The organism is Lysinibacillus telephonicus, from assembly GCF_039654155.1.
Classification (GTDB): domain Bacteria; phylum Bacillota; class Bacilli; order Bacillales_A; family Planococcaceae; genus Ureibacillus; species Ureibacillus telephonicus.
Genome location: NZ_CP155468.1, coordinates 177,501 through 195,523 on the forward strand (window position 1 = coordinate 177,501; position 18,023 = coordinate 195,523).

General features: G+C 42.6%; 8 protein-coding genes, 9 tRNA genes and 5 rRNA genes (1 of these 22 only partly in view). 21 read left to right on the forward strand and 1 reads right to left on the reverse strand.

Features of this window, described 5'->3' with window-relative positions:
- The 14 genes from MKY04_RS00770 to rrf (MKY04_RS00835) form a co-directional block, all read left to right on the forward strand.
- A 23S ribosomal RNA gene (locus MKY04_RS00770) occupies window positions 1-1,312 on the forward strand; it begins 1,609 nt to the left of the window's first position.
- 173 nt (window positions 1,313-1,485) lie between these two features.
- Window positions 1,486-1,601: ribosomal RNA gene (gene rrf / locus MKY04_RS00775) — 5S ribosomal RNA — on the forward strand.
- 10 nt (window positions 1,602-1,611) lie between these two features.
- Window positions 1,612-1,687, forward strand: a tRNA-Val gene (locus MKY04_RS00780).
- A gap of 4 nt (window positions 1,688-1,691) precedes the next feature.
- Window positions 1,692-1,767: transfer RNA gene (locus MKY04_RS00785), tRNA-Thr, on the forward strand.
- 6 nt (window positions 1,768-1,773) lie between these two features.
- Window positions 1,774-1,848 (forward strand) — tRNA-Lys (locus tag MKY04_RS00790).
- A gap of 15 nt (window positions 1,849-1,863) precedes the next feature.
- Window positions 1,864-1,948, forward strand: a tRNA-Leu gene (locus MKY04_RS00795).
- 41 nt (window positions 1,949-1,989) lie between these two features.
- Window positions 1,990-2,064: transfer RNA gene (locus tag MKY04_RS00800), tRNA-Gly, on the forward strand.
- A gap of 5 nt (window positions 2,065-2,069) precedes the next feature.
- Window positions 2,070-2,158 (forward strand) — tRNA-Leu (locus tag MKY04_RS00805).
- Between the two features lie 9 nt (window positions 2,159-2,167).
- Window positions 2,168-2,244, forward strand: a tRNA-Arg gene (locus MKY04_RS00810).
- Between the two features lie 14 nt (window positions 2,245-2,258).
- A tRNA-Pro gene (locus MKY04_RS00815) sits at window positions 2,259-2,335 on the forward strand.
- Window positions 2,336-2,348: 13 nt separating this feature from the next.
- Window positions 2,349-2,424 (forward strand) — tRNA-Ala (locus MKY04_RS00820).
- A 135-nt stretch (window positions 2,425-2,559) separates the two neighbouring features.
- Window positions 2,560-4,111 (forward strand): 16S ribosomal RNA (locus tag MKY04_RS00825).
- Between the two features lie 333 nt (window positions 4,112-4,444).
- Window positions 4,445-7,365: ribosomal RNA gene (locus tag MKY04_RS00830) — 23S ribosomal RNA — on the forward strand.
- A gap of 99 nt (window positions 7,366-7,464) precedes the next feature.
- A 5S ribosomal RNA gene (gene rrf / locus MKY04_RS00835) occupies window positions 7,465-7,580 on the forward strand.
- Together the 16S, 23S and 5S rRNA genes with 9 tRNA genes alongside form the textbook arrangement of a ribosomal RNA operon.
- 436 nt (window positions 7,581-8,016) lie before the next feature.
- Here the strand turns inward: rrf (MKY04_RS00835) and MKY04_RS00840 are convergent.
- Window positions 8,017-8,688 carry a LytR/AlgR family response regulator transcription factor gene (locus tag MKY04_RS00840; RefSeq protein ID WP_126296078.1) on the reverse strand — a complete coding sequence of 224 codons (672 nt, stop codon included), beginning with the start codon at window positions 8,686-8,688 and terminating at the stop codon, window positions 8,017-8,019.
- Between the two features lie 217 nt (window positions 8,689-8,905).
- On the opposite strand from MKY04_RS00840, the gene aceA reads away from it, so the two are divergent.
- The 7 genes from aceA to MKY04_RS00875 all read left to right on the forward strand — a co-directional run bounded on the left by aceA (window position 8,906) and on the right by MKY04_RS00875 (window position 18,015).
- Window positions 8,906-10,189 carry an isocitrate lyase gene (gene aceA / locus MKY04_RS00845; protein ID WP_126296077.1) on the forward strand — a complete coding sequence of 428 codons (1,284 nt, stop codon included), beginning with the start codon at window positions 8,906-8,908 and terminating at the stop codon, window positions 10,187-10,189.
- 121 nt (window positions 10,190-10,310) lie between these two features.
- Complete coding sequence (aceB, locus tag MKY04_RS00850) at window positions 10,311-11,912, forward strand: malate synthase A (RefSeq protein ID WP_126296076.1); 1,602 nt, start codon at window positions 10,311-10,313, stop codon at window positions 11,910-11,912.
- Window positions 11,913-12,283: 371 nt separating this feature from the next.
- Window positions 12,284-13,453: a pyridoxal-phosphate-dependent aminotransferase family protein gene (locus tag MKY04_RS00855; RefSeq protein ID WP_126296075.1), complete on the forward strand. Its 1,170-nt coding sequence runs from the start codon at window positions 12,284-12,286 to the stop codon at window positions 13,451-13,453.
- A gap of 283 nt (window positions 13,454-13,736) precedes the next feature.
- Complete coding sequence (locus MKY04_RS00860; RefSeq protein WP_346235176.1) at window positions 13,737-14,456, forward strand: TerC family protein; 720 nt, start codon at window positions 13,737-13,739, stop codon at window positions 14,454-14,456.
- Window positions 14,457-14,892: 436 nt separating this feature from the next.
- Window positions 14,893-16,656, forward strand: a complete 1,764-nt coding sequence (gene ade, locus MKY04_RS00865) for an adenine deaminase (protein ID WP_126296074.1) — start codon at window positions 14,893-14,895, stop codon at window positions 16,654-16,656.
- A gap of 81 nt (window positions 16,657-16,737) precedes the next feature.
- Window positions 16,738-17,457: a glycosyltransferase family 2 protein gene (locus MKY04_RS00870; RefSeq protein ID WP_346235177.1), complete on the forward strand. Its 720-nt coding sequence runs from the start codon at window positions 16,738-16,740 to the stop codon at window positions 17,455-17,457.
- A gap of 162 nt (window positions 17,458-17,619) precedes the next feature.
- Window positions 17,620-18,015: a YkvA family protein gene (locus MKY04_RS00875; RefSeq protein WP_346235178.1), complete on the forward strand. Its 396-nt coding sequence runs from the start codon at window positions 17,620-17,622 to the stop codon at window positions 18,013-18,015.
- Window positions 18,016-18,023: the final 8 nt, after the last annotated feature.

The window sequence follows — 18,023 nt, forward strand, 5'->3', positions numbered from 1 at the left end:
ACGCTGCCAAGAAAAGCCTCTAGCGAGGCGGGAGGTGCCCGTACCGCAAACCGACACAGGTAGTCGAGGAGAGAATCCTAAGGTGTGCGAGAGAACTCTCGTTAAGGAACTCGGCAAAATGACCCCGTAACTTCGGGAGAAGGGGTGCTCTCGTGAGAGAGCCGCAGTGAATAGGCCCAGGCGACTGTTTAGCAAAAACACAGGTCTCTGCAAAACCGTAAGGTGACGTATAGGGGCTGACGCCTGCCCGGTGCTGGAAGGTTAAGAGGAGGGGTTAGTGGCATCACGAAGCTCTGAATTGAAGCCCCAGTAAACGGCGGCCGTAACTATAACGGTCCTAAGGTAGCGAAATTCCTTGTCGGGTAAGTTCCGACCCGCACGAAAGGCGTAACGATCTGGGCACTGTCTCAACGAGAGACTCGGTGAAATTATAGTACCTGTGAAGATGCAGGTTACCCGCGACAGGACGGAAAGACCCCGTGGAGCTTTACTGTAGCTTGATATTGAATTTTGGCACAACTTGTACAGGATAGGTAGGAGCCAGAGAACTCGGAGCGCCAGCTTCGAGGGAGGCGTCGGTGGGATACTACCCTGGTTGTGTTGAAATTCTAACCCATACCCCTTAGCGGGGTAGGAGACAGTGTCAGGTGGACAGTTTGACTGGGGCGGTCGCCTCCTAAAAGGTAACGGAGGCGCCCAAAGGTTCCCTCAGAATGGTTGGAAATCATTCGTAGAGTGTAAAGGCACAAGGGAGCTTGACTGCGAGACCTACAAGTCGAGCAGGGTCGAAAGACGGGCTTAGTGATCCGGTGGTTCCGCATGGAAGGGCCATCGCTCAACGGATAAAAGCTACCCCGGGGATAACAGGCTTATCTCCCCCAAGAGTCCACATCGACGGGGAGGTTTGGCACCTCGATGTCGGCTCATCGCATCCTGGGGCTGTAGTCGGTCCCAAGGGTTGGGCTGTTCGCCCATTAAAGCGGTACGCGAGCTGGGTTCAGAACGTCGTGAGACAGTTCGGTCCCTATCCGTCGTGGGCGTAGGAAATTTGAGAGGAGCTGTCCTTAGTACGAGAGGACCGGGATGGACACACCGCTGGTGTACCAGTTGTCTTGCCAAAGGCATCGCTGGGTAGCTATGTGTGGACGGGATAAGTGCTGAAAGCATCTAAGCATGAAGCCCCCCTCAAGATGAGATTTCCCATTACGCAAGTAAGTAAGATCCCTCAAAGACGATGAGGTAGATAGGTTCGAGGTGGAAGTGTGGCGACACATGGAGCTGACGAATACTAATCGATCGAGGACTTAACCAAAATTTTGAACGCATTCAATGTCTTTATCCAGTTTTGAGAGAACGAGAAAAAATATTACTTTAAAAAATGCTTGCAATTAGCATTTAAAGTAGTATAATAAACCTTGTCTCAAATTAATAAACTAACTTCGTCTAAGTTCAAAGCAAAGACGAAGCCAGCATATGAAACTTAAGTCTAGTGATGATGGCAAAGAGGTCACACCCGTTCCCATACCGAACACGGAAGTTAAGCTCTTTAGCGCCGATGGTAGTTGGGGGCTTCCCCCTGTGAGAGTAGGACGTTGCTAGGCTTGGTAAAACGGAGGATTAGCTCAGCTGGGAGAGCACCTGCCTTACAAGCAGGGGGTCGGCGGTTCGAGCCCGTCATCCTCCACCATAAAGCCGGTGTAGCTCAATTGGTAGAGCAACTGACTTGTAATCAGTAGGTTGAGGGTTCAAGTCCTTTCGCCGGCACCATTTTTCGAGCCATTAGCTCAGTGGTAGAGCATCTGACTTTTAATCAGAGGGTCGAAGGTTCAAGTCCTTCATGGCTCACCAGTTTTAATAATTAATGCGGGTGTGGCGGAATTGGCAGACGCACTAGACTTAGGATCTAGCGCCGCAAGGCGTGGGGGTTCGACTCCCTTCACCCGCACCAATTAATTTATAAACTATGCCAGATATTAAACATAAGCACATGCGGAAGTAGTTCAGTGGTAGAACACCACCTTGCCAAGGTGGGGGTCGCGGGTTCGAACCCCGTCTTCCGCTCCAAATGTGCCGGGGTGGCGGAACTGGCAGACGCACAGGACTTAAAATCCTGCGGTAGGTGACTACCGTACCGGTTCGATTCCGGTCCTCGGCACCATTTATATTAGCGCCCGTAGCTCAATTGGATAGAGCGTCTGACTACGGATCAGAAGGTTGTGGGTTCGACTCCTGCCGGGCGCGCCAAAATAAAATTTTAACGGGAAGTAGCTCAGCTTGGTAGAGCACTTGGTTTGGGACCAAGGGGTCGCAGGTTCGAATCCTGTCTTCCCGACCATATATAACATTTTGGGGCCTTAGCTCAGCTGGGAGAGCGCCTGCCTTGCACGCAGGAGGTCAGCGGTTCGATCCCGCTAGGCTCCACCATGAACCTTGAAAACTGAACAACAAAACGTTAATGAAATAAAGTTTTTAGTAACTGACCCTCGTCGGTGAACGAAACAAAAATTTTGGACATCAAATATGATGCCAGTGTAATTTAGAGCTTTTATCAAATTTTCTTTTATGGAGAGTTTGATCCTGGCTCAGGACGAACGCTGGCGGCGTGCCTAATACATGCAAGTCGAGCGAACTGATGAGAAGCTTGCTTCTTAAGATGTTAGCGGCGGACGGGTGAGTAACACGTGGGCAACCTGCCCTATAGTTGGGGATAACTCCGGGAAACCGGGGCTAATACCGAATGATTCATTTCATCTCCTGATGAAATGCTGAAAGATGGTTCTGCTATCGCTATAGGATGGGCCCGCGGCGCATTAGCTAGTTGGTGAGGTAACGGCTCACCAAGGCGACGATGCGTAGCCGACCTGAGAGGGTGATCGGCCACACTGGGACTGAGACACGGCCCAGACTCCTACGGGAGGCAGCAGTAGGGAATCTTCCACAATGGGCGAAAGCCTGATGGAGCAACGCCGCGTGAGTGAAGAAGGTTTTCGGATCGTAAAACTCTGTTGTAAGGGAAGAACAAGTACAGTAGTAACTGGCTGTACCTTGACGGTACCTTATTAGAAAGCCACGGCTAACTACGTGCCAGCAGCCGCGGTAATACGTAGGTGGCAAGCGTTGTCCGGAATTATTGGGCGTAAAGCGCGCGCAGGCGGTCCTTTAAGTCTGATGTGAAAGCCCACGGCTCAACCGTGGAGGGTCATTGGAAACTGGAGGACTTGAGTGCAGAAGAGGAAAGTGGAATTCCAAGTGTAGCGGTGAAATGCGTAGAGATTTGGAGGAACACCAGTGGCGAAGGCGACTTTCTGGTCTGTAACTGACGCTGAGGCGCGAAAGCGTGGGGAGCAAACAGGATTAGATACCCTGGTAGTCCACGCCGTAAACGATGAGTGCTAAGTGTTAGGGGGTTTCCGCCCCTTAGTGCTGCAGCTAACGCATTAAGCACTCCGCCTGGGGAGTACGGTCGCAAGACTGAAACTCAAAGGAATTGACGGGGGCCCGCACAAGCGGTGGAGCATGTGGTTTAATTCGAAGCAACGCGAAGAACCTTACCAGGTCTTGACATCCCGCTGACCGCTATGGAGACATAGCCTTCCCTTCGGGGACAGCGGTGACAGGTGGTGCATGGTTGTCGTCAGCTCGTGTCGTGAGATGTTGGGTTAAGTCCCGCAACGAGCGCAACCCTTGAGATTAGTTGCCATCATTCAGTTGGGCACTCTAATCTGACTGCCGGTGATAAACCGGAGGAAGGTGGGGATGACGTCAAATCATCATGCCCCTTATGACCTGGGCTACACACGTGCTACAATGGACGGTACAAACGGTTGCCAACCCGCGAGGGGGAGCCAATCCGATAAAACCGTTCTCAGTTCGGATTGTAGGCTGCAACTCGCCTACATGAAGCTGGAATCGCTAGTAATCGCGGATCAGCATGCCGCGGTGAATACGTTCCCGGGCCTTGTACACACCGCCCGTCACACCACGAGAGTTTGTAACACCCGAAGTCGGTGAGGTAACCTTTAGGAGCCAGCCGCCGAAGGTGGGACAGATGATTGGGGTGAAGTCGTAACAAGGTAGCCGTATCGGAAGGTGCGGCTGGATCACCTCCTTTCTAAGGATTTTAACGGAATAGTTGATTTGATCAACTAACATTAACGTTTTGTGTTCAGTTTTGAAGAGTTCATGTAAATGAATTATCTTCAATTTAGTAATTTCGTTCTTTGAAAACTGGATAAAACGACATTGAAACAAACAAAGTTCAAGAAATTTATTGTAAGTTCTTAAGTCTTTTCTTTATAGAAAAGCTGTAACTAACTTCAAGGGTTTCGAGACACGAGCAGTACAAGGAAATGAACGAGTGAGGACCGGAGCGTACCTACGTACGTGAGGATTCGAACGAGTGAAATTGACGAAAGTATGCGATGTGTATCGGAAGCCGCAATTAGGTTAAGTTATGAAGGGCGCACGGTGAATGCCTTGGCACTAGGAGCCGATGAAGGACGGCACTAACACCGATATGCTTCGGGGAGCTGTAAGTAAGCTTTGATCCGGAGATTTCCGAATGGGGGAACCCACTGTTCGTAATGGAGCAGTATCTTGACGTGAATTCATAGCGTCATGAAGGCATACCCAGGGAACTGAAACATCTAAGTACCTGGAGGAAGAGAAAGAAATTATTCGATTCCCTAAGTAGCGGCGAGCGAAACGGGAAGAGCCCAAACCAAGAGGCTTGCCTCTTGGGGTTGTAGGACACTCTATACGGAGTTACAAAAGAATGAATTAGGCGAAGCGATCTGGAAAGGTCCGCCAGAGCAGGTAAAAGCCCTGTAGTCGAAAGTTCATTCCCTCTTGAGTGTATCCTGAGTACGGCGGAACACGTGAAATTCCGTCGGAATCCGGGAGGACCATCTCCCAAGGCTAAATACTCCCTAGTGACCGATAGTGAACCAGTACCGTGAGGGAAAGGTGAAAAGCACCCCGGGAGGGGAGTGAAATAGAACCTGAAACCGTGTGCCTACAAGTAGTTAGAGCCCGTTAATGGGTGATAGCGTGCCTTTTGTAGAATGAACCGGCGAGTTACGATTACGTGCAAGGTTAAGTTGTAGAAGACGGAGCCGCAGCGAAAGCGAGTCTGAATAGGGCGAATGAGTACGTGGTCGTAGACCCGAAACCAGGTGATCTACCCATGTCCAGGGTGAAGGTGAGGTAACACTCACTGGAGGCCCGAACCCACGCACGTTGAAAAGTGCGGGGATGAGGTGTGGGTAGCGGAGAAATTCCAATCGAACTTGGAGATAGCTGGTTCTCTCCGAAATAGCTTTAGGGCTAGCCTCGTGATTAAGAATACTGGAGGTAGAGCACTGTTTGGACTAGGGGGGCATCTCGCTTTACCGAATTCAGACAAACTCCGAATGCCAGATATTTATACACGGGAGTCAGACTGCGAGTGATAAGATCCGTAGTCAAAAGGGAAACAGCCCAGACCACCAGCTAAGGTCCCAAAGTAATCGTTAAGTGGAAAAGGATGTGGCGTTGCTTAGACAACCAGGATGTTGGCTTAGAAGCAGCCATCATTTAAAGAGTGCGTAATAGCTCACTGGTCGAGTGACGCTGCGCCGAAAATGTATCGGGGCTAAACGATTCACCGAAGCTGTGGATTGACATCTTTGATGTCAGTGGTAGGAGAGCGTTCTAAGTGCGTTGAAGTCAGACCGGAAGGACTGGTGGAGCGCTTAGAAGTGAGAATGCCGGTATGAGTAGCGAAAGATGGGTGAGAATCCCATCCACCGTATGACTAAGGTTTCCTGAGGAAGGCTCGTCCGCTCAGGGTTAGTCGGGACCTAAGTCGAGGCCGACAGGCGTAGACGATGGACAACAGGTTGATATTCCTGTACCACCTCCCCGCCGTTTGAGTAATGGGGGGACGCAGTAGGATAGGGTAAGCGCGCTGTTGGTTATGCGCGCCCAAGCAGTAAGGCGTGGAAGTAGGCAAATCCGCTTCCTAATACGCCAAGCTGTGATGGGGAGTTCGTATGAGCGAAGTACCTGATTTCACGCTGCCAAGAAAAGCCTCTAGCGAGGCGGGAGGTGCCCGTACCGCAAACCGACACAGGTAGTCGAGGAGAGAATCCTAAGGTGTGCGAGAGAACTCTCGTTAAGGAACTCGGCAAAATGACCCCGTAACTTCGGGAGAAGGGGTGCTCTCGTGAGAGAGCCGCAGTGAATAGGCCCAGGCGACTGTTTAGCAAAAACACAGGTCTCTGCAAAACCGTAAGGTGACGTATAGGGGCTGACGCCTGCCCGGTGCTGGAAGGTTAAGAGGAGGGGTTAGTGGCATCACGAAGCTCTGAATTGAAGCCCCAGTAAACGGCGGCCGTAACTATAACGGTCCTAAGGTAGCGAAATTCCTTGTCGGGTAAGTTCCGACCCGCACGAAAGGCGTAACGATCTGGGCACTGTCTCAACGAGAGACTCGGTGAAATTATAGTACCTGTGAAGATGCAGGTTACCCGCGACAGGACGGAAAGACCCCGTGGAGCTTTACTGTAGCTTGATATTGAATTTTGGCACAACTTGTACAGGATAGGTAGGAGCCAGAGAACTCGGAGCGCCAGCTTCGAGGGAGGCGTCGGTGGGATACTACCCTGGTTGTGTTGAAATTCTAACCCATACCCCTTAGCGGGGTAGGAGACAGTGTCAGGTGGACAGTTTGACTGGGGCGGTCGCCTCCTAAAAGGTAACGGAGGCGCCCAAAGGTTCCCTCAGAATGGTTGGAAATCATTCGTAGAGTGTAAAGGCACAAGGGAGCTTGACTGCGAGACCTACAAGTCGAGCAGGGTCGAAAGACGGGCTTAGTGATCCGGTGGTTCCGCATGGAAGGGCCATCGCTCAACGGATAAAAGCTACCCCGGGGATAACAGGCTTATCTCCCCCAAGAGTCCACATCGACGGGGAGGTTTGGCACCTCGATGTCGGCTCATCGCATCCTGGGGCTGTAGTCGGTCCCAAGGGTTGGGCTGTTCGCCCATTAAAGCGGTACGCGAGCTGGGTTCAGAACGTCGTGAGACAGTTCGGTCCCTATCCGTCGTGGGCGTAGGAAATTTGAGAGGAGCTGTCCTTAGTACGAGAGGACCGGGATGGACACACCGCTGGTGTACCAGTTGTCTTGCCAAAGGCATCGCTGGGTAGCTATGTGTGGACGGGATAAGTGCTGAAAGCATCTAAGCATGAAGCCCCCCTCAAGATGAGATTTCCCATTACGCAAGTAAGTAAGATCCCTCAAAGACGATGAGGTAGATAGGTTCGAGGTGGAAGTGTGGCGACACATGGAGCTGACGAATACTAATCGATCGAGGACTTAACCAAAATTTTGAACGCATTCAATGTCTTTATCCAGTTTTGAGAGAACGAACTCTCAATTTAATAAAGAGGATTTCAAGAAAATAATTCTTGGAAGCCAAAAAGTGAAGTGATGATGGCAAAGAGGTCACACCCGTTCCCATACCGAACACGGAAGTTAAGCTCTTTAGCGCCGATGGTAGTTGGGGGCTTCCCCCTGTGAGAGTAGGACGTCGCTTCGCAAATGAAACCGCTGAATCTCAGCGGTTTTTTTATGTGGAAAAGGAAGCCCTCAACTACCAAGAACCGAAGGTTTGTTCGGCGCGTATTAGAAGGAAAAAAGAATAACAAGAAAAAACAAATAAGAATTGATTCGAGAAGCGCGAGAACCAAGGAGTCCAAGGAAACGAGGAAGAGAGGAGCGGAGCGTACAAAGTACGTGAGCACCGCACAGACGAAGGTGACGCAGGAATCCGATGTGTTATCGTGCTTCGAGATAGCGCTGATGGTAGTTGTGGGCACCTCTGTGAGAGTAGGACGTCGCTTCGCAAATGAAACCGCTGAATTTTCAGCGGTTTTTTATATTCCTTCATTGTCAAAATTAATAACGGACAGTAGGGAATCAAAGCCATTATCCGAAATAAGAAACTTTTGCTTCACTATTAGTCTTTTAATTAATTAAAATTCCAGTACCTTTCGTAAGTCATTTATATAAGATTGGCTTACGGGAAGCTCTGCACCATTTTTTAGTTCTATAACAAAGTTTGAAGCTAGATCCCTGGAAATCCTCTTTATGAAATAAATATTTAAAATGTAGGATCGGTGAATACGTAAAAAGAACTCGGGCAGCTTCGTTTGCAGTTCTTTTAAAGTTATATTTGTTTTGTATTGTTCATTTTGAGTATAGAACCATGTTCGTTTTTGCAAGCTTTCAATATGTGAAATTTGTTCAATCGGAATAGGCGTCCAATCTTCATCCTGTTTGCCTGTTAAAAATTTATAAGGTTCTTGTTTCTCTGGGATGTAAGTTGAGGGTAATACAATAACCAAAGCTGCTTCACGTTGATCAAGATAAATTGGATAACCCATTGCATAATAAGGTATGTTAAAAATTGAGTTATCGATTATTGCTTCAGTTTTAGTTTTAGATTTTAGCACACGAGCTGCAATACTATCGGGATGAATGTTCTTGCCAATGTCTAAATGTAAATGATGATTACTTGGAGCGTAATAAACATACGAATTATCCAAAGCGATTGCAATTGATGCTTCCTTTGGCAGCCAATCCTCTAAAAGTATTTTAAATTGCTCCAGCCTCTCTTTAGAAACATGCAAATTATTAACCTCCATATTTAGAATCCCCCTATGTGAAATACAAATCTAAATACTTCATCTTGCAAAATTGCCTTTTTATCCTAAATATTTAATGTTTCGTCAAAAAATAATGATAATAAATTCACTCTGTTATATATTAATTTACAATAAATACTTCTGTTATGGAACAGATATACTAAAAATTTTTTTCTGACAGACTGTATTTAAAATAAGGGGAAGGTGTGGAATGTTCATGTCAACAAGACAAGAAAAAATCGAGGTTATTAAAAAAGATTGGGCTGAAAACCCACGATGGAAAGGGATTGAAAGACCTTATACAGCAGAAGAAGTAGTGAAATTACAAGGCTCTGTAGTAGTTGAGCAGACTTTAGCAAAACGTGGTGCTGCACGCCTATGGAAATCTTTACATGAAGAAGATTTCATTAATGCGTTAGGTGCATTAACTGGTAATCAAGCAGTACAACAAGTAAAGGCTGGTCTGAAAGCAATTTACTTATCAGGTTGGCAAGTAGCTGCTGATGCAAATCTTGCAGGACAAATGTATCCTGACCAATCTCTATATCCGGCAAACTCTGTACCACAAGTTGTTAAACGTATTAATCAGGCATTGCAGCGTGCAGATCAGATTGATTACGCAGAAGGGCGCAATGATGGATTTGACTGGTTTGCACCAATCGTAGCGGATGCTGAAGCTGGCTTTGGGGGGCCATTGAATGTATTCGAACTTGTAAAAGGCATGATAGAAGCTGGTGCAGCTGGTGTTCACTTAGAAGATCAACTAGCATCAGAGAAAAAATGCGGTCATTTAGGTGGTAAAGTATTACTTCCAACTCAAAATGCTGTACGTAACTTAGTTGCTGCACGTCTTGCAATGGATGTAATGGGTGTCGATACAATTTTAATTGCTCGTACAGATGCAGACGCTGCTGACATGGTAACAAGCGATATAGACCCACGTGATGCTGAATTTATCACTGGAGAACGTACACCAGAAGGGTTCTTCCGTACAAGAGCTGGCATCAAACAAGCAATTGCTCGTGGTTTAGCTTATGCACCATATGCAGATTTAATTTGGTGTGAAACGTCAAAACCATCACTAGAAGAAGCTCGTGAATTTGCTGAAGGCATTCATGCAAAATTCCCTGGTAAAATGTTAGCTTATAACTGCTCTCCATCATTTAACTGGAAAGCAAAACTTTCGGATAATGAAATCGCGGAATTCCAGCGTGAGATTGCAAAAATGGGCTATAAGTTCCAATTCGTAACATTAGCAGGCTTCCATTCACTTAACAAATCAATGTTCGAGCTTGCTGTTGATTATAAAGATAATGGTATGGCTGCTTACTCTAAATTGCAACAAGCAGAATTTGACTTAGAGTCAAAAGGTTATACTGCAACAAAGCACCAACGCGAAGTGGGAACTGGTTACTTTGACGAAGTTGCACAAACAATTTCCGGCGGTACTTCATCTACAACTGCGATGGCAGGTTCAACTGAAACAGCACAGTTTGTATAAGTTTTATTATAAATCTATGTAGCCTCGGTAACGAGCAGCAAACTAAAAGGTTTTAAATAAAGGGAAAAAATTAATCGAGGCTATTTATTAAGTATTCATATAAGGATGGGGGATCTTGAATATGAAGCAAGCAACAACTGAAGGGCTTAAAATTGTTGGGGAACTGACAGAACAAGCAAAGGAAATATTGACTCCTGAAGCATTAGAGTTCATTGTTTCTCTTCACGGTAAGTTCAATGAACAACGGAAGGAGCTGTTGGAAAAACGCAAAGACCGTCAAAAAAGACTTGATGCTGGGGATCAACTCAATTTCTTACAAGAAACAGAGCATATTCGTACAGGAGATTGGACAATAGCACCGCTTCCTGCAGATTTGCAAGATCGTCGTGTAGAAATTACTGGACCAGCAGTTGATAGAAAAATGGTTATTAATGCGTTGAATTCTGGAGCGAAAGTGTTTATGGCATGCTTTGAAGATGCATCAACACCGACATGGGAAAATATGATTGCCGGTCAAATCAATATGCGTGATTCAGTGCGGCGAACTATTGAATATACACAAGAGTCTAATGGAAAAACTTATAAATTGAATGACCAAATTGCTGTACTAATAGTCCGTCCAAGAGGGCTTCATTTACTTGAAAAAAATGTACTAGTAGATGGCGAACCAATGTCAGGCAGCCTCTTTGACTTCGGATTGTACTTCTTCCATAACGCTAAAAAATTACTTGAAAGAGGTACAGGACCTTATTTTTACTTACCAAAGCTTGAAAGCCATTTAGAAGCACGTTTATGGAATGATGTATTTGTTTATGCACAAGAGTATTTAGGTATTCCACAAGGTACAATTAAAGCAACTGTACTAATTGAAACAATTGTAGCTGCCTTTGAGATGGATGAAATTCTTTATGAATTGCGAGAACATTCAGCAGGATTAAATTGTGGACGTTGGGATTATATATTCAGTTTCATAAAACGCTTACGTAATCAACCAAATGTAGTTTTGCCTGATCGTGGGCAAGTAACAATGACCGTTCCATTTATGAAAGCATATACATCACTATGTATTCAAACTTGTCATAAACGAAATGCACCAGCAATGGGTGGTATGGCAGCGCAAATTCCAGTTAAAAATGACGAAGAAGCGAATAAAATCGCATTTGCAAAGGTTGCAGAAGATAAACGCCGTGAAGCTACAGATGGCCATGATGGTACGTGGGTTGCCCATCCAGGTTTAGTACCAGTTGCAATGGAGCAGTTTGATGCAGTTATGAAAACTCCAAACCAAATTGATAAGAAACGTGAGGATGTAAATGTAGCTGCGAACGATTTGTTGGCCGTTCCAGAGGGTACAATTACAGAAGAGGGGCTTCGCGTTAATGCAAGTGTAGGGGTTCAATATATTGCTTCTTGGTTACGTGGCAATGGAGCCGCTCCGATTAATAACTTAATGGAGGATGCAGCAACTGCAGAAATTTCACGTACTCAAGTATGGCAATGGATTCGACATGAAAAGGGAATTCTTGAAGACGGCCGTAAAGTAACATTGGAATTAACTTTAGAAATTTTACAAGATGAGCTCGCTAAAATTAAAGAGGCTGTTGGGGAACGTCTCTTTAACAGTGGTCGATACGACGAGGCGGCAGAACTGTTTAAATCTTTAATCGAGCAAGATGAGTTTGTAGAATTTCTAACTTTGCCAGGTTACGAAAAAATAAGCTAAAAAAGAGGAAACATTATCAAAAGGGTGCCTCCTAAATTGATAATTCACGAAAAAACAAGGGGTTTAGTAAAAATATAATGCAAATTGGGGATGGATGCCTTACTGGCTTTAAGAAGCTGGCAAGGCTTTTTTTTCGATAAAAATATAACTTTTAAAAGTATCTAGTAAAAGTTTTTATATCAGTTAAGAATTTTAATATATCGCTCTACTTTAAGAAGCTATTATACGATTTTCTAAGCTTGAAATTTTTAAAAATACTATCTTTATTTTCATCCTCTTTTCTCTTTTTTATTTTTTTGAAGGATATTTTTATAGTTTGGAGAAATTGTTTAGTTAGGAGAAAAAACATACATAGCAAAGGGGATTATGGGATGAAAAATATTGAAATGCTTTTAGTGCCGGGGCCAACACCAGTAGTTGATGAAATTTATGAGGCATTAGCGGAAGAAACAAGGGGGCATACAGATTCCCGATTTGTCGCAATATACAAAAACGCGCTAAATCAGACAAAACAATTACTGCAAACAGACGGAGAAGTATTCGTTGTAGCAGGCTCTGGTACACTTGCTATGGAAATGGCAATCGTTAACACAGTAGGCAAAGGTGAAAAACTGCTAGTTATAAGCCACGGTTATTTTGGAGATCGATTTACCCCATTGGCAAACGCTTATGGAATTGAAGTGGATGTGCTGCAATCTGAATGGGGACAACAAGTTGATGAAACACTAGTTGAGAAGAAATTGGCAGAAGGAGCTTATAAAGCCGTTACTATCACACATGCGGATACATCAACAGGGGTTATTTCAAATTTGGATAAACTAGTGCCAATTATTAAAAAGGCAGGGGCTCTAGTTATTTTAGATGGAGTTGTTGCAACAGCCGCATTGAATGAAAATATGAGTAAAGGTTACGGTCATCCTGATTATAAAATAGATGTTGTGCTAACAGGGTCCCAAAAGGCAATTGGCATCCCGCCTGGACTTGCAATTGTTGCATTTAACCAAACGGCACTGCAAGCCCGTGAATCACTAGGACAAATATCTGCCTATTATTGTGATATAAAAAATTGGCTACCAATAATGCAGGATCCATCGAAATACTTTGCAACCCCGCCGGTCAATTTAATTTATGCCTATAATACAGCAATGAAAATTGTACTAGATGAAGGAATTGAAAAGCGTGAAATGCGCCATATTGCCTTTGGTCGAGGTTTGCGTGCTGCCCTTCGAACATATGGTATGGAAGCTTTAGCTGATGAACAAGTGGCTGCTCCTACATTAAGTTGTATGCTGTATCCTAAAGGTGTAGACGATGCAGCTTTTCGAACAAGTCTAGCAAGTAAAGGTGTAATTGTTGCAGGGGCTCTTGCACATTTGTCAGGCAAAGCGTTTCGCATTGGCCATATGGGGAATACGACGAAAGAAATGCTTGAGCAAGCTATTCAATCAATAGGGGAAGTCCTTCAAGATCTAGGAAGAACAGTAGACATTGAGTCCGCAATAAATGCGTTTCAAGAAGAATTTGGCCAAGTAGTTTCATAAAATCAATAAGGGACTGGAACAAAACCTTATAAAAATTATTAAACCGCATGAAATCAAATTTAAAATCTTGATTTCATGCGGTTTTATTTTCACGATTTGTATAATAATTAATAAGTTTCCAACTTATGCCCTAGCTTCATTTATAAATTTATAAGAAAGTGAACGAAAAACTTTAACCCCTCACCTCTAACCTCGTAGACTACCGTTTCAAGATAAACTATAATATTCTTCATATGGTTTACAGATATAATATCTGTTATTTAAAAAGGAGAAATGAACAAAGATGGAAAACTTATTTCTAGCGCTTAATTTTGCTATTTCATCTGCAGCGCTAGCAGCACTACTTAAAATAATATTGATAGATATTATACTATCAGGTGATAATGCGGTCGTTATAGCGATGGCAACTAGAAATCTACCAAAAGAATTACAAAATAAAGCCATTTTTTGGGGAACAGCAGGAGCTGTTATTTTGCGAATTGCATTTGCAGCAATTATTGTATACCTACTGCAAATCCCATACGTAAATCTTATCGGTGGTGCCCTACTTCTTTGGATTGCTTATAAGGTATTGGTAGAAGGGGAAGAGGATGCTAATATTGAGTCACATAATGGTCTGTTTCAAGCCATTAAAACCATTATTATTGCAGATGCTGTTATGAGCTTAGATAATGTAGTAGCTGTAGCTGGGGCTGCTCATGGTCATATCGGGATGATCGCGCTTGGTGTTCTTATTAGTATTCCTATTATGATTTTTGGCTCTAAATTTATTGTTAAAGCTATGGAAAAGTACTCTTGGATTGCGTATATAGGTGCTGGGATTCTTGCTTGGACAGCAGGTGAGATGATTTTAAAAGATAAAAGTCTAAATAACCTGGTTGATCTTCCACATGGGGCTTTGTCGTATGTAATTTTAGCAATCATAACAGTCATTATACTTGCAGCAGGATATTTTAAAAATCAAAGCAATGCTAAAGAAAGTGGAACCAAACAAACAATATAATTGCTAAGGGAAAGAGGATATCTTACTCTTTCTCTTTTTCTTTCTTAGTTGCTTTACTATGAATTTCACGATTAGACAATAATATTTATATATTTAGCGGTTATACAATAACTGATGAATTACCTATTTAAAATTTAGGGGAATATTTTTGGAATTTAAAAGTTTTATAGAATTAACAGAATAGAGATAAATTTATCGAAAACTCAGCAACAGGAGCTGATGCATTTGAACCTTCACCAATCAATTTTCAAAAATTAACCTATTCTTATTAGTAATATAAGCAAATTCTTTTGGCCTCGATTTTCCCCACATTAAAGGAACTACTGTAATAGCTAGGAGATGAAGAACGCCACGATTTATTTTATAGTAAAGTAATGAAAAGATTACTTTTAAAATACGATGTAGATAATAGATAATTGAGGAGGGTGAAAGTAATATGGATATTAGAGCAGTAGAGAGATTGATTAATACTTCACAAAAGAGAACAGAAGCGGATTTTATTTTGAAAAACGCGATTGTAGCAGATGTTTTTTCATTATGCTGGAGAAAGGCCAATATCGTAGTTGCGGACGGCAAAATAATTGCACTAGATGAGAAAGATGAATTTACAGCGAAAAGCGTTGAAGATGCAAATGGCAAATATGTAATACCAGGCTTAATTGATGCACATATTCATATTGAATCATCTATGTTACCACCATCCCAATTCAGTCAACTTTTGTTGCCCCATGGAATTACCTCAGTCATTACAGATCCACATGAAATTGTGAATGTATCTGGATCTACCGGAATAGAGTTCATGTTGAACGAAGCAAATAATGCCAAAATGGATATTTATTTTATGCTTCCCTCTAGTGTTCCAAGCACCTCATTTGAACATGCAGGAGCAGTTATGAAAGCAAAGGATCTATCTCCATTTCTCCAAAATGAAAAGGTTTTAGGGCTTGCAGAAGTCATGGATTATCCAGCAGTCTTAAATGCTGATTTGGACATGTTAGAGAAATTATCCCTTATTCAAAATGTAAATAAAATCATTGACGGTCATGGTGCAGGTCTAAGTAGAGATCAAATTCGCGGCTATCGTGCTGCAGGCATTCAGACTGACCATGAATGTGTAACTGCTGAGGAAGCGCGGGAACGTATTAAACAAGGAATGTATGTGTTTATCCGACAAGGCTCAGCTGCTAAAAACTTAGTTGATTTATTGCCGGCAGTAACTCCTGCAAACGCGCGGAGGTTTGCATTCTGTACTGATGATAAACATTTGGACGAGCTCATGAAGGAAGGCAGTATTAACTTTTCTATTTCCCTTGCTATAAAACATGGAATGAATCCACTTCAGGCTATCCAATTAGCGACTTTAAATGCTGCAGAATGCTATCGATTATATGATAAAGGTGCAATTGCTGAAGGATACATTGCTGATTTTATTACGATAGAGGATTTACAAAGTATGAAAATATCATCAGTTTGGAAGGATGGTGTGAAGGTTGCTGAAAATGGCAAAGCACTTCATGAGGAAAAGGCACCAAATAGTATAAATAAATCAATCCTTCATTCAGTTCATATCCCATCTCTAACTCCAAAAGACTTTGAGATTCCTTTTCGGAATAGTAATTATGCAAATGTCATTAAGATAATGCCAAATCAGATTACGACAAAACATATAAAACAACAAGTAGATGTTCTAAATGGTCTGTTTGTCCCTTCTGTCGAGAAGGATTTGTTAAAACTTGCAGTCATTGAAAGGCATCATTCTCTAGGGACGAAGGGTTTAGCAATTGTTCATGGCTTTGGACTACGAAAAGGTGCTGTGGCAACTACTGTAGCTCATGATTCCCATAATGCAATAGTCGTTGGTACTAATGATGAGGATATGATTACAGCACTAGAAGCCCTTCAAACCATGCAAGGAGGATTGGTGGTTGTAGATGAAGGTAAGGTTATCGGCTCTTTAGCATTACCGCTTGCAGGGTTAATGACAACTCTTCCTGCAGAAGAAGCAGTACAAAAAATTCAGGAGGTTCATGAAGCCCTTCATCAAATTCATCCTGATTTACACTATCATTTCTTCTTAACATTATCTTTTTTAAGTTTACCCGTTATTCCGGAACTAAAATTAACAGATACAGGCCTGTTTGATGTACGTAACTTTAAACACATAGAAATTGAGGACCTTTCTGATAATAGTGTTATTTAATTGAAAAGCCACTGGAGTTGATTTTTGACAGGGATAAAATATTTAGTAATATACCTATATTTTTTCTAAGGGGAATATGCTGTGGTGAAGACAAAGATTGTTGTAATTATACCTGCTCTAAATCCATTAAACGCGTTAATTGGTTACGTCAAAAATATGCTGAAATTTGATATAGAAAAAGTCATCATTATTAATGATGGAAGTGATGAGAAGTATCAAGTTGTATTTGATGAACTTCGAAAGCTTGATGGTTGCATCGTATTGACCCATCAAAAGAATAAAGGGAAAGGAAGAGCATTAAAAACTGGTTTTCAATACGTAATAACATATATAAAACATGTGAATTTTGTTATAACGGTCGGGGCTCATGGCCAACATAAGCTTGATGATGTACAGCGAATTTTACAAAATGCAGCTATATTTTCAGACGGGATTATTTTAGGAGTGAGGAGCTTTAATTCAAAGGATATGCCTCTAACAAGCTCGATTGGCAATCGTACTGCATCTATATTATTTAGTTTGCTATTCCATAAACGCTTGCTCGATACGCAAACGGGCTTGCGTTGTATTCCTAAACAACAGTTATATTGGTGTATAAAAGTTCCAGGGGAATCATTTAGCTACGATACAAACATGCTAGTAGAGGCAATTAAGAGAAACATTCCAATTTATGAAATACCAATAGGCAAGTTAAAGTTGAAAAAAAACTCGATTATGTTTTATGATGAGATTATTAATACGCATAAATTACTTCAACAAATGTTAATTACATATTCGAAAAATCGAAAACATCATAATTGAGCTGAAACTTTTGCTTTTTTAAATCGTAAATATTACAGTACTACAAAAAGGGCTACTATTCTTGCAGGGAATATTCTTTTATGTAGTACTTTTTTAATTAATTGGTAATGATAGTACTAGGCAATAGATTTTTTGTTCATGGTATTTGAGGAGGAAAGTAAAATGGATGAAAATTTTCAACTAGAACCAGTAGTAAGGGGAAAAGAAAAGCATTACACACCAAATAAGTTTTTAAACAAGCTAAGAAAAGCTGGCTTAAATTTAGGATTTAAAGCATTACACGGTGTGGCAACATTGTACTGTGCATTAAAAAGCCCCAATATGCCAAAAGAACATAAACTTATGATTGTTGGTGTACTAGGATATTTTATATTACCAATAGATCTTATAGCAGACTTTCTACCTGCTGTTGGCTTAGCGGATGATACAGTTATCATTGTTAAAGCTATTTCTGTGGTTTATGCATCTATTACAGATGAAATGAAAGAAGAAGGGCATGAACTGTTAAAGAAAATTTTTGGTGAGAACTATCTACCTTCTATTGAATATGAAATATAATCATTAGA